Raw genomic sequence first — 13,697 nt, 5'->3', positions numbered from 1 at the left:
TCAAAAAGTTAAATTTGCAAGCTTACTAAAAACACACCCAAAAAAAACATTTACTCAATTTTATGAAAGTAAAAAACCTTGTTTACGCCTTACTGATTATATGCATCGGAGGATTTATAACCTACAGAATAGTTTCTAACAAAAAGAAAAACGAAGAGTCTAAAAATTTTGGAGACAAAGACAAACCTACTTCGGTAACCGGAATAGTTGTTAAAACAGCTACTTTCGATAATAACTTATCACTTTCAGGGTCTATTGAGGCTAACGAGCAGATAGAAATTCATAGCGAAGTTTCTGGAATAGTCGAAGGAATTTACTTTAATGAAGGCAGTAATGTCAATAAAGGTCAGGTCCTTTTTAAGGTTAATGATCTTGAACTTAAAGCACAATTAAGACAGGCTGTAACCAGAGAAGGTTTGGCTGCAGAAAACGAAAGAAGAGCCAAATTATTACTTCAAAAGGAAGCGATTAGTCAGGAAGAACTTGATGTAGCAAGAGCAGATCACGCATCAGCACAAGCGCAAAGTCAATTAATCAGGGCTCAAATTGCCAAAACTTCTGTAAAGGCTCCTTTTTCAGGAAAAATTGGTTTGCGCTCTATTTCTCCGGGTACCTATATTACGCCAACAATTTTAGTTGCCAAATTAGTTAATACCGGAAAATTAAAAATTACATTTTCTATACCTGAAAAATACGCTTCACAAGTAAAAACCGGATCATCAATTGAGTTTAAGGTTTCCGGTTCAGATAAAGTTTATACTGCAAAGATTTATGCCATCGAACCAGAAGTAGCAGTTGCAACACGTACTTTGCAAATTCGTGCCATTGCTGACAATATTGACGGAAAGCTTTTTCCGGGAACATTCGCTGATGTCAAATTACCTTTAAATATTATTAAAGATGCAATTGTTGTTCCTACAGAAGCAATAGTACCAGTGCAAAACGGTAAAAAAGTATACATTGCTAATATGGGCAAAGCCAAAGAAGTTATGGTAGATGCCACTACGAGAACAGATGCTTCTATTTTGATTTTATCAGGATTAAAAGCCGGAGATACAGTGATTACTAGTGGTGTTATGTCCTTAAAAAATGATGCACCTATAAAAGTTAAAGTCAAAGAATAGTTTTGAGTTATAAGTTATGAATTATGAGTTTAAATTTTAAATCTATAATCTGTACTCTATTTTCTTTATTCTAAAATCTCAACTCTAAAATCTAAAATATTACTTCATAATGAGTTTATCAACAACAAGTATAAAAAGACCTGTTTTAACTATTGTACTGAATCTTTTGATTATTTTATTCGGTTTCATTGGTTATACTTTTTTGGGTGTCAGGGAATTTCCTTCAATTGACCCCGCACAGGTTTCTATTAGAACCAATTATACAGGAGCCAATTCTGACATTATCGAATCGCAAATTACTGAACCTCTCGAAAAGGCTGTAAATGCTATCGACGGAATCCGAAATATTACATCATCGAGTAATCAGGGAAGCAGCAATATAACTATCGAATTTAATCTGGATAAAAACCTGGAAGAAGCTGCAAATGATGTTCGTGATAAAGTTTCGCAAGCGATCAGGAGTTTACCGCAGGATATAGATGCTCCGCCGGTCGTATCAAAAGCTGATGCTGACAGTGATGCAATCATTTCAATGACGGTTCAAAGTGATACCAGAAGTGCATTAGAATTAAGTGATTACGCCGAAAATGTCATTTCGCAACGATTAGAAACTATTCCCGGTGTAAGCGGTGTGCAAATTTGGGGACAAAAACGTTATGCAATGCGTTTGTGGATTGATCCTGTAAAATTAACTGCTTATGGCTGTACTGTAGCCGAAGTCCGTAATGCATTAAACGCGCAAAATGTCGAATTGCCTTCAGGAAAACTAACCGGAAATAATACGGAGCTAACGGTAAAAACGGTTGGTAATCTTTCTAAACCGGAAGAGTTCAACAATATTATTATCCGTACGGACGGAGACAAAATTGTTCGTTTAAGCGATATTGGAGGTGCAGAATTAGGTCCTGAAAATATCGAAACAAAATTAAGTCAATCCGGACTACCTATGATTGGTCTGGCTATTGTGCCAATGCCGGGAGCCAACTATCTTGATATTTCATCTGAATTCTACAAAAAATATGACGCCTTAAAAAAAGATCTTCCAAAAGATATTAAACTAAATATTGCGCTTGATAATACTATTTTCGTAAAGAAATCTGTACTTGAAGTTGCAGAGACTTTAGGAATTTCGATTATTTTGGTAATCATTATTATTTACTTGTTTTTTAGAGACTGGGCAATTGCTTTCAGGCCATTGATTGATATTCCGGTTTCCTTGATTGCTACCTTTTTTATCATGTGGCTTTTTGGGTTTTCAATCAACGTATTGACTTTATTGGCTATTGTTTTGGCAACGGGTCTTGTTGTTGATGATGGAATCGTTGTTACTGAAAACATCTTCAAAAAAGTCGAAGAAGGAATGTCGCCAATTGAAGCTGCAATCAAAGGCTCTAACGAAATTTTCTATGCTGTAATTTCTATTTCGGTAACGCTTGCTGCAGTATTTTTGCCTGTAATTTTTCTGGAAGGTTTCGTAGGTCGACTCTTTCGGGAATTTGGAGTCGTTATTGGTGCCGCGGTATTAATTTCTGCCTTTGTATCCCTGACTTTGACGCCAATGCTAAATGCTTATTTAATGAAAGGCGGAGAACAGAAAAAATCAAAATTCTATGTTAGAACTGAACCATTTTTCGAAAAATTAAATAGTGGTTACGCAAGTGCATTAAGTAAATTCATGGAAAAAAAATGGATCTCCTTCCCTATTCTTATTGCTTGTTTTGGAATCATTTATTTATTCTTTACAATACTCCCAAAAGAAACTGCTCCTTATGATGACCGTAGTTCTGTTACCATGCGAATGACAACTCCTGAAGGTTCATCATACGAATATACGGATCGTTTTATGCAGGAAATCTCTAAATTGGTAGATGATTCGATTCCTGAGAAAAAAGTAAGTTTGGTAATTACTTCGCCTGGTTACGGATCTTCGTCAACGAATAGCGGTTTTGTCAGGTTGTCGCTAAAAGAACCGGACGAAAGAAACAGGTCTCAAAAAGAAATCGCAGATCAGTTAACAAAAATGACCAAGAGATATCCGGATGCTAAAACATCGGTTATTCAGCAACCTACAATTGCCGTTAACAGACGTGGAGGTTTACCGATTCAATATATAATCCAGGCTCCTAATTTTGAAAAATTAAGAGAGAAGATTCCTGTTTTTATGGATGAAGTGGGCAAAAGTGATGTTTTCTCTGTCACTGATGTTAACCTTAAATTTAATAAACCTGAAATCAATGTGAGCATCGATCGTGAAAAAGCAGAAAGCCTAGGAATCTCAATTATTGATATCGCTCAGACTTTGCAACTTTCATTAAGCGGACAACGTTTTGGTTATTTCATTAAAAACGGAAAACAATATCAGGTTATTGGTCAATTTGATCAAAAAGACCGCTCTAAACCTTTGGATTTAACTTCGATGTTTGTTAAGAATAAAAAAGGAGAACTAATCCAGATGGATAATGTTGTAAATGTGGAAGAACAAAGTAATCCACCGCAATTGTATCACAACAACCGCTATATGTCAGCAACTGTTTCAGCAGGTTTGGCACCGGGAAAAAGTATAAGCGATGGTATTAAGGAAATGGATAAAATAAAAGCAAAAGTGCTGGACGAAAGTTTTACAACAGATTTAAGTGGAGAATCAAGAGATTTTGTCGAAAGCAGCTCTAACACTTCTTTTGCTTTTGGATTAGCGTTATTATTAATATTTTTGATTTTGGCGGCACAATTTGAAAGTTTCATTGATCCCTTAATTATCATCCTTACAGTACCAATGGCAGTTGCAGGAGCTTTATTTTCCTTATGGCTGTTCAATCAAACCTGGAATATATTCAGTCAGATTGGTACCGTAATGCTTATTGGTTTGGTGACCAAGAATGGTATTTTGATTGTAGAATTTGCAAATCAGTTACGAGAACAGGGAAAACCAAAACTCGAAGCAATTCTTGAAGCATCAGAAGCGCGTTTACGTCCAATTTTGATGACCAGTTTAGCAATTGCCTTAGGAGCATTACCTATTGCAATGTCTCTTGGGGCAGCGTCTACAAGTAGAATCGGAATGGGAGTTGTTATTGTTGGAGGAACTATTTTCTCATTGGCATTGACCCTTTTTGTAATTCCGGCGATTTACTTAATGTGGTCTAAAGCCCGAAAACATTATCCTGAGTTTGATCATATCGAAGAATATGAAAGAGAGAGCATTAAATAGATATTAAAAATTTGAAAAAATATAGACAGCGAATTTCGTCTTAAAGCTTAATTCGCAGCCAACAATTCATCACATGAAAACTAAAACAACATTAATAAGTATCGTTTTATTTTTGTTTTGCATAGCAAAAAGCAGCGCTCAGGATGTCCTGACTATTGAAGACGCTATGAAAATAGCTTTGGAAAATAATTTTGAAATTAAGATCGCCAAAAACAATACGAAAATCACAGAAACCAATGTAACTGTTGGAAACGCAGGTATGCTACCAACAGCTACAGCATCTGTTACAGACAATAACAGTGTCACAAATTCATCACAAACACGTCAGGATGGAACTTCGACATCCTTAAACAATGCTAAAAACAATAGTTTAAATTATGGTGTAAGTTTAGGATGGACTGTTTTTGACGGTATGAAAATGTTTGCCAGATTAGACCAGTTAAAAGAGTTGCAAAAATTAGGCGATGCGGAATTAAAAAGAACCATTTTAATGAAAATTGGTCAGGTAAACTCGGCTTATTATGATTTAGTACAGCAACAACAGCAATTATCTGCTTTAGATACTACAATTGTAATCTCAAAACAAAGATTAACATTAGCCAAGAATCGTTTCAGCATTGGAAAAGCATCGAAACTTGAGGTATTAAATGCTCAGGTAGATTTAAATTCAGATCAGGTAGCCTTGTTAAGACAAAAGGAATCTTATGCGAATGCCAAAATATTACTGAATCAATATTTAGCCCGTGACCCTAAAATTAACTTTACTGTAACTGATTTGGTAAAAGTTGATAATAAATTGGTTTTGATTGATTTAATGGAATTAGCACGGAAACAGAACCCGGCTTTAGAATCGCAAATCATCAACAAAAGAATTGCCGAATTACAGCTAAAACAGGTAAAAGCAAATCGATATCCGATAGTAAACTTAACATCCGGTTACAATTTTTCTGAAACGCAATCTAGTTTAGGTTTTACAAGTGAAGCTTCGTCAAAAGGTTTTAATTATGGTTTTAACGCTACTCTGAATATATTTGATGGTTTTAACCAACACCGAAATGAAAAGGTAGCAAAACTGGAAATCGAAAATTCTCAAATTGCGATTGAGCAGCAAAATATGATTCTAAATACACAATTAAGCACTGCTTTTCAAACGTACTTGACCAATCTGGAATTAATTGGTCTTGAAGAAGATAACGAAGCAATTGCAAAACAAAATTTAGACATCACGCTGGACAAATTTAGAATTGGAACCATTACAACTCTGGATTTCAGAACAGCTCAATTAAATTATGTTAACGCAAAAGTACGTTACAGTAATGCACAATATGAAGCGAAACTATCCGAAATTGCCTTAAAAGAATTGGCTGGAAATATTAATTTTTAAAGTAAATTTGTTTCAAAACAAACATCAATGATCTCATATAATACAAAAGATTGGTTTACTTTTATATTCCATGTTCATAAATCAGATACCGTAAGAAAGCTGTTTCCGATTATGATCGCTATCGGAATTTATTCCTGTATTATCGGATATCTTGAAATCGCGTATTTTAAATTTGGTAAAAACGATTACATCCACAACATTCCAATTATGCACGGAATGTTAGGATTTGTAATTTCGTTATTGCTTGTTTTCAGAACCAATACAGCGTATGATCGTTGGTGGGAAGGTCGGAAATTATGGGGAGGTCTCGTGAATAATAGCCGTAATCTGGCTATCAAACTTTCGGCAATGCTTAAAGATGAAAACGATCGAAAGTTTTTCAGAAAATTCATTCCCACTTATGCTTCAATTTTACACAAACATTTGCATGATTCTGAAACGAGCAAACAACTTTTTGAAGATGTAGATCTTGAAATTGATCATCATAAACATAAACCGAATCAGGTAAAAAGAATGATGTTTCATAAGATCAACGATTTATATGATGCTAAAAAAATCACAGGGGATCAACTTATTATTTTAAATGAAGAATTACAATCTTTTACTGATATCTGCGGAGCGTGCGAGAGAATAAAAAACACTCCTATCCCCTATTCTTACAGCGCTTTTATAAAAAAATTCATTTTCTTTTACACCATGACATTACCTTTTGGTTATTCTATTAGTCTGGGTTATTTTGTTGCTCCGGTCGTTGTTTTCATTTTTTATGTATTGGCTAGTTTAGAGCTTATCGCTGAAGAAATTGAAGATCCTTTTGGTGACGATGAAAATGATTTGCCTACCAAAAAAATTGCAGAAAACATAAAAAAACATGTTGAAGAACTCATTTAATTAAACGTTAAATGTAAGTTTTCTATTAAAATTTTTATTAAATTTAAAGTCTTTACTTAAAATTTAATCACAATGAATAACCAACGTGCTTTAATCAATCCTCCGCAATTATCAAATAAAAAATCATTAAAAACTCTTATCGAAAACAGGACCGTTTATACACTAAACCATTGTGAACTAAATATTTTCGAAACCTACGAATCTTCGAACCTGGTTCCTTTAAAATTCAATGATTTTGTGGTAACCAGTATGTTAAGAGGTAAAAAAGTAATGCATCTTTTTGATGAACCCGGATTTGATTATCTGCCAGGCGAAACAGTGGTTATTCCGTCGAACGTAGAAATGAAAATTGATTTTCCTGAAGCTTCCAGAGAAAATCCCACCCAATGCCTTGCATTAGCAATAGACAAACCTAAAATAACAGAGACATTAAACTTTCTAAACGAGCGTTATCCAAAAGAAGGTGCTGATGCTTATTGGCAATTAAATTATCAAAACTATTTCTTTTACAATAATGTAGATCTTGCTTCAACAATCAATAAACTGATTAAGGAATGCATGGGAACTTCTATTACCAAAGACGCTCTTGCTGACTTGACTTTGCAGGAATTACTAATCCGAATTATACAAACACAAACGATAAAATCGATTGATGATGGAATTGCAATTCAATCCAACAATCCGATTTTTGAAGTAACTGAATTTATTAAACTCAATTTAAAAGAAAATATAAACCTTAAAAACCTGAGTGACAAAGCTTGTATGAGCACAGCATCTTTCTATCGGTTCTTTAAACGAGAGTTAGGCATGAGTCCGATTGAGTATATTTTGAATGAAAAAATAAAACAAGCTAAAAAATTACTTCGAAACCCTGCAATTCAAATAAATGAAGTTTGCTACTTATCCGGTTTTGAAGACGCAAATTATTTTATCAGGTTGTTTAAAAAACACGAGGGAATTACTCCTAAGCAATATCAATTACTGTATGTTAATTAATTTTCTTTAAAAGGCACAAGGATCCAGAACTGCCAAGTGTCAAAGGTTTCTCGCAGTCGATTATGGCATTTTGCCTTTGGTAATAAATTGGAGTCCTTTTTAGATTCTCATAGAAGCTTTACTAACCGTTACACATAGTAAACCCGACAGGTTTTAAAAACCTGTCGGGTTTGAACATAATAGAAATAACTCATTTTTCGAAACGATTTAAATGTTATTTTTTATCATTTTTTAGTGAATATAATGGACAAAAAAACTTTATTAATTTACAACTCCGTTTCTTTGAACTGCTCTTTAATCAATAAACTTAACCGGTTCAAGATCTTTCTCTTCTTCTTCAGTAAAAATTCGATATTCAATTTGAAATGTTTTTTTTAAAGGAGTTTCCAGTGAAAAGCCCCCTACTCCAAAAGCGTCTATTACCGTTAATGTAAAATGCGCATGTTTCCAATATTCGAATAAATCCTTGTCGACCCAAAATTCAGTATCTTCAATAGTTCCTATACAAACATCTCCCATACGCTGATAATATCCGCCTTTTTCAAAACATTGTGGTTGTGTACCTTCACAACAGCCTCCAGCCTGGTAAAACATTAAATTACCGTGTTTTTCTTTTAGAACTTTTATTAAATCAATAGCTTTTTGTGTGGCGTCAAGTCTTTTTATCATGATTCTAATAATTTAAAAAAGTAACAAACTTATAATACTATAAGCTTGTTACTTTTATGATTTTAATTATGCTTTTGCAATTTCAAGAACGACTCGTCCTTCAATTTGCCCCTTTTTCATTTTGTCAAAAACTTCGTTAATATTTTCCAGTTTTGCTGGCGTAACGGTAGCTTTGACTTTTCCTTCAACAGCAAATTCAATTGCTTCTTTCATGTCTTTACGAGTTCCTACAATTGAACCTCGAATTGTAATCCTGTTTAAAACAGTATCAAAAATTGATAAATCAAAATTTCCCGGAGGAAGTCCGTTGAGTGCCATTGTACCCTTTCTTCTTAATGTTTCAAGACCTTGCTTGAAAGCAATAGGAGAAACTGCGGTAATCAATGCCCCGTGCATTCCACCGACTTCTTTCTTTAAGAATTCTCCAGGATTTTGATTTTTTGCGTTTACTACTAAATCTGCTCCAAGTCTTTTAGCCAAATCAAGTTTATCATCGGCAACATCAATTGCTGCAACATGCATTCCCATTGCTTTTGCGTATTGTACAGCAACATGTCCAAGACCTCCAATTCCTGAAATTGCAACCCATTCACCAGGTTTTACTTCGGTTTCTTTAAGTCCTTTGTACACGGTTACTCCTGCGCAAAGTATTGGTGCCATTTCCATAAAATTCACATTAGATGGTAAAATCCCAACATATCTTGCATCTGCAATTACATATTCTGCAAATCCTCCATCTACACTATAACCTCCATTTTGCTGTGTATCGCATAATGTTTCCCAACCCGTTATGCATTGATCACAACCACCACATGCACTATAAAGCCATGGCACACCAACTGCATCTCCTTCTTTAACATTTTTTACGTCCTGCCCTAAAGCAACTACATATCCTACAGCTTCATGACCCGGAATTAATGGCATTTTCGGTTTAACCGGCCAATCTCCTTCAATTGCGTGTAAATCAGTATGACAAACTCCACTTGCAATTACTTTTACAAGAATTTCATTTCTTCCCGGGCGTTTAACTTCGACTTCTTCAATTTGTAAAAGAGAACCAAATTCTCTAATAACTGCGGCTTTCATAGTTTTAGGTAGCATATAGATGATTTATTAGCGAGAACAATACACTTTTGTTTAACATATTGCTCTCTAATTTATATAGGGGTTGTAATTTATTTTTAGAAGAAACCTAATTTCTTTTTATCGTATGAAATCAGCATATTCTTGGTTTGACGGTATTGTCCTAACATCATTTTATGATTTTCACGACCAATTCCGGATTGTTTATAACCTCCAAAAGGTGCTCCCGCTGGGTAAGAATGATACTGATTGATCCATACACGACCTGATTGGATCGCTCTTGGAACCTGATAAATTTCATGTGCATCACGTGTCCATACTCCTGCTCCCAAACCATACATAGTATCATTGGCGATTTCTATAGCTTCTTCAGTAGTTTTAAATGTTGTTACTGCGAGTACTGGTCCAAAAATCTCTTCCTGAAAAATTCTCATTTTATTATTCCCTTTAAACAAAGTTGGTTTGATATAATAACCGCCTTCAAGGTCTCCTCCTAAATGATTTTCATCTCCTCCTGTCAACAATTCTGCACCTTCTTCTTTGCCAAGTTTAATGTAGGACATGATTTTTTGTTTCTGCACTAATGAAGTCTGCGCACCAATCATTGTTGATTTATCTAACGGATTTCCTGCAATAATTGCTTCCGTACGTTCGATAACTTTTGCAATGAACTTTTCGTAGATATCCTCATGAATTAATAGTCTTGACGGACAAGTACATATTTCACCTTGATTTAAGGCAAATAAAACAGCGCCTTCGATTGCTTTGTCAAAAAAGTCATCATCATGATCTGCTACTGACGGAAAGAATATATTTGGAGATTTACCACCAAGTTCCAGAGTAACCGGAATAATATTTTCTGTAGCATATTGCATCACCAAACGTCCTGTAGTGGTAGAACCAGTAAAAGCGGCTTTAGAAACTTTTTTGTTGGTCACTAACGGACGGCCTAATTCTGCACCAAAGCCATTTACGATATTCAAAACTCCGGGAGGCAGAATATCTCCTATTAATTCCATTAGTACTAAAATAGAAATTGGAGTACTTTCTGCGGGTTTTAAAACAATTGTATTTCCTGCGGCCAATGCCGGAGCAATTTTCCAGACTGCCATCAGAATTGGGAAATTCCATGGAATTATCTGGGCAACAACACCTAATGGTTCGCTTAAAGCAATAGAAACTGTCTGAGAATCAAGTTCTGCAATTGAACTTTCTTCAGCACGAATTACGCCTGCAAAATACCTAAAGTGATCAATTGCCAACGGAATATCTGCAGCAAGTGTTTCGCGAATTGGTTTTCCGTTATCAATAGTCTCTACTGTAGCAATATACTCTAGGTTATCTTCTATTTTTTGTGCAATCTTATTTAATAAAATACTACGCTCTGTAACTGATGTTTTTCCCCAGGTTTTAAATGCTTCGTATGCGGCATCTACAGCTAATTCTAAATCTTCTTTGCCTGAATGTGCGGCCTTTGTAAATACTTTTCCATCAATAGGAGAAAGAACATCATAATATTCGCCTTTAACCGGTGCGGTAAATTTGCCGTTTATGTAATTGTCATATTTCGCCTTAAATTCAGGTCTTTGGATGGTATTGCTCATGATATTATGTTTTTGATTCATTTCAAATTTACCTTCATACTTCTTAACAGAATAGCACTATTCATTCACATAGTAGCACAAATATTTCACATTCGTTTTTATAACTAATATTTAATTATAAATTAATAAAATATTAGCAGTAAATATGTAGAATACTCAATAACAGAAACTTTAATACTGAATAAAAACAGCTCGAAAAAACCAAATAAATTGTTTCTTACTACCACACGCAATCCTTATATTTGTATCCTTATACAAAGAATAAAAAAGTTAACATGAAAATATCTTATAACTGGTTAAAACAATTTATTAAAACAGACTGGACTTCTGAGCAAACTTCAGAACTATTAACAGATTTAGGTCTTGAAGTAGAAGTGGTCGAAAAATACCAATCGGTTAAAGGCGGTTTAATAGGTGTTGTTGTAGGGCACGTACTTACTTGTGAGAAACATCCTGATGCAGACAGATTAAAGATTACTACTGTAAATATTGGTTTAGAATCTCCTATACAAATTGTTTGTGGAGCGGCGAATGTTGCAGCAGGACAAAAAGTACCGGTAGCTACTATTGGAACTGTTTTATATGATAAAGATGGTGTTGAATTTACTATTAAAAAAGGAAAAATTCGCGGACATGAAAGTCACGGAATGATTTGTGCTGAGGATGAACTAGGATTGGGCACAAGTCACGACGGAATCATGGTTCTGGATGCTGCATTGGCACCCGGAACAGCAGTATCAGAAGTATTTCAAGTTGTAAATGATGAAGTTTTCGAAATAGGATTAACTCCTAATCGTGCAGATGCAATGAGTCATTTTGGAACAGCACGTGATTTAAGAGCCGGAATGTTGCAACGCGGTGTCAATATCGAATTAATTACTCCGTCTGTAAGTAACTTCAGGGTTGACATGCGTACTTTGAAAATTGATGTAAATGTAGAAGAGCCACTTCTAGCACCAAGATATTGCGGAGTAACAATCTCAGGGATTTCTGTAAAAGAATCTCCTGCATGGTTACAGGATCGCTTAAAAGCTATTGGACTAACTCCAAAAAATAACATTGTTGACGTTACTAATTATGTTTTACACGAATTAGGTCAACCTCTTCACGCGTTTGATGCTGCAAAAATTAACGGAAAAATAATTGTAAAAACGGTTCCTGAAGGTACAAAATTTGTCACTTTAGACGATGTTGAAAGAACATTGCATAAAGAGGATCTAATGATTTGTGACGAAAAAGGTCCTCTTTGTATTGCAGGTGTTTTTGGTGGAAAAAAATCAGGTGTAACTGAAGGTACAACTACTATATTTTTAGAAAGTGCTTATTTTGATGCTGTAAGTATTCGTAAAACAGCTAAAAGACATCAATTGAATACGGATGCTTCTTTTAGATTTGAAAGAGGAATTGATCCAACTATCACTGAATATGCATTGAAACGTGCTGCTCTATTAATTTTAGAGGTCGCTGGCGGTAAATTGACATCTGATGTTGTAGAAGTATATCCTAAAAAAGCAGAAGATGTTTCTGTTTTACTAAACTTTAGTCATGTTTCTAAAATTATTGGTCAGGAAATTCCAAAAGATACAATCAAAAAGATATTAGTTTCTTTAGATATTAAAGTAAACAGCGTTTCTGATTCTGGTTTAGGTTTAACAATACCGGCTTATCGTGTAGATGTACAACGAGAAATTGACGTAATTGAAGAAATCCTGAGAGTTTACGGTTATAACAACATTAACTTTTCAAAAAAATTCAATGCAACAGTTTCTAATTCGCCTAGAACTGAAGATTATAAAGTACAAAATGTAATTGCGTCTCAATTAAACTCGCAAGGTTTTCATGAAATGATGGCCAATTCGTTGACTACAGCAGCTTATGCTAAATTATCAACCGTATTAAAAGAAGAGCATAATGTTACTATGCTAAATCCTTTAAGCAGTGATTTGGCTACCATGCGCCAGTCATTATTGTTTTCTGGTTTAGAGGCTATTTCATATAACATCAACAGAAAAAATTCTGATTTAAAATTATTCGAATACGGTAAGTCATATCATAAATATCTTAACGGATACGAAGAACACAAACATCTGACTTTATTGGTTTCCGGAAACAGAAATAGAGAAAGCTGGACAAACCCACAAAAAACTACTGATTTCTTTTTATTAAAAGGATATGTAAAAGGAATTCTTGCCCGTTTGGGAATTGACAAAATTTCTAATGCGCCGGTGCAAACCGATATATTTTCAGAAGGAACTGCGATTTGCTACAACAATGACACATTAGTAGAAATGGGTGTTGTAAAAAAATCAATACTAAAACATTTCGGAATCAAACAGGATGTATATTTTGCTGATTTTAATTGGGATTTGGTATTGAAAATCATCACGGGAAAAATTAAATATACTGAAATTCCTAAGTATCCAGAAGTTCGTAGAGATCTTGCTTTATTGATTGATAAAAGCACCACTTATGAAAGTATTTTTAATCTGGCGAAGCAAACTGAAAAGTCACTTTTGAAAGATGTCAATTTATTTGATGTTTATGAAGGTGAAAAGCTTCCGGAAGGAAAAAAATCATACGCTTTGAGCTTTACCATTCAGGACAATACAAAAACGCTTACTGACGCTCAAATTGACAAAATCATGTCTAAATTGCAACAAACTTTCGAGACGGAACTTGGAGCTACTTTGAGATAAGATCGTTTTCTACAAAACATAAGAATCCCAATTTTGAATTAT

9 protein-coding genes are annotated in these 13,697 nt (G+C 34.5%); 6 read left to right on the top strand and 3 right to left on the bottom strand.

The features are described from left to right. Window positions 1–62 precede the first annotated feature (62 nt). From NJT12_RS14330 to NJT12_RS14310, 5 genes are all read left to right on the top strand, one after another. The gene (locus NJT12_RS14330; protein ID WP_271336602.1) at window positions 63–1,124 is read left to right on the top strand and encodes an efflux RND transporter periplasmic adaptor subunit; all 1,062 of its coding nucleotides are present in this window, start codon (window positions 63–65) and stop codon (window positions 1,122–1,124) included. A gap of 109 nt (window positions 1,125–1,233) precedes the next feature. Continuing rightward, window positions 1,234–4,332, top strand: coding sequence for an efflux RND transporter permease subunit (locus NJT12_RS14325; protein WP_271336601.1), 3,099 nt, complete (start codon window positions 1,234–1,236; stop codon window positions 4,330–4,332). A gap of 73 nt (window positions 4,333–4,405) precedes the next feature. Further along, complete coding sequence (locus NJT12_RS14320) at window positions 4,406–5,716, top strand: TolC family protein (protein ID WP_271336600.1); 1,311 nt, start codon at window positions 4,406–4,408, stop codon at window positions 5,714–5,716. A 27-nt stretch (window positions 5,717–5,743) separates the two neighbouring features. Further along, window positions 5,744–6,607, top strand: coding sequence for a bestrophin family protein (locus NJT12_RS14315; protein WP_271336599.1), 864 nt, complete (start codon window positions 5,744–5,746; stop codon window positions 6,605–6,607). Window positions 6,608–6,679: 72 nt separating this feature from the next. Further along, a complete protein-coding gene (locus NJT12_RS14310; protein ID WP_271336598.1) occupies window positions 6,680–7,603 on the top strand; it encodes an AraC family transcriptional regulator in 924 nt (307 codons plus the stop codon). A gap of 294 nt (window positions 7,604–7,897) precedes the next feature. Here the strand turns inward: NJT12_RS14310 and NJT12_RS14305 are convergent, their stop codons facing one another. The 3 genes from NJT12_RS14305 to NJT12_RS14295 all read right to left on the bottom strand — a co-directional run bounded on the left by NJT12_RS14305 (window position 7,898) and on the right by NJT12_RS14295 (window position 10,959). Next, window positions 7,898–8,272: a DUF779 domain-containing protein gene (locus NJT12_RS14305; protein WP_271336597.1), complete on the bottom strand. Its 375-nt coding sequence runs from the start codon at window positions 8,270–8,272 to the stop codon at window positions 7,898–7,900. Window positions 8,273–8,338: 66 nt separating this feature from the next. After that, window positions 8,339–9,358, bottom strand: a complete 1,020-nt coding sequence (adhP, locus tag NJT12_RS14300) for an alcohol dehydrogenase AdhP (protein ID WP_271336596.1) — start codon at window positions 9,356–9,358, stop codon at window positions 8,339–8,341. Window positions 9,359–9,453: 95 nt separating this feature from the next. Next, window positions 9,454–10,959, bottom strand: a complete 1,506-nt coding sequence (locus NJT12_RS14295; protein WP_271336595.1) for an aldehyde dehydrogenase family protein — start codon at window positions 10,957–10,959, stop codon at window positions 9,454–9,456. 275 nt (window positions 10,960–11,234) lie between these two features. On the opposite strand from NJT12_RS14295, the gene pheT reads away from it, so the two are divergent. Beyond that, complete coding sequence (gene pheT, locus NJT12_RS14290) at window positions 11,235–13,655, top strand: phenylalanine--tRNA ligase subunit beta (protein WP_271336594.1); 2,421 nt, start codon at window positions 11,235–11,237, stop codon at window positions 13,653–13,655. Window positions 13,656–13,697 lie beyond the last annotated feature (42 nt).

This window comes from Flavobacterium azizsancarii, from assembly GCF_027980145.1.
GTDB lineage: Bacteria > Bacteroidota > Bacteroidia > Flavobacteriales > Flavobacteriaceae > Flavobacterium > Flavobacterium azizsancarii.
The sequence above is the reverse complement of the archived record's forward strand: the minus strand, read 5'-3'. Positions and strand labels throughout refer to the sequence as shown.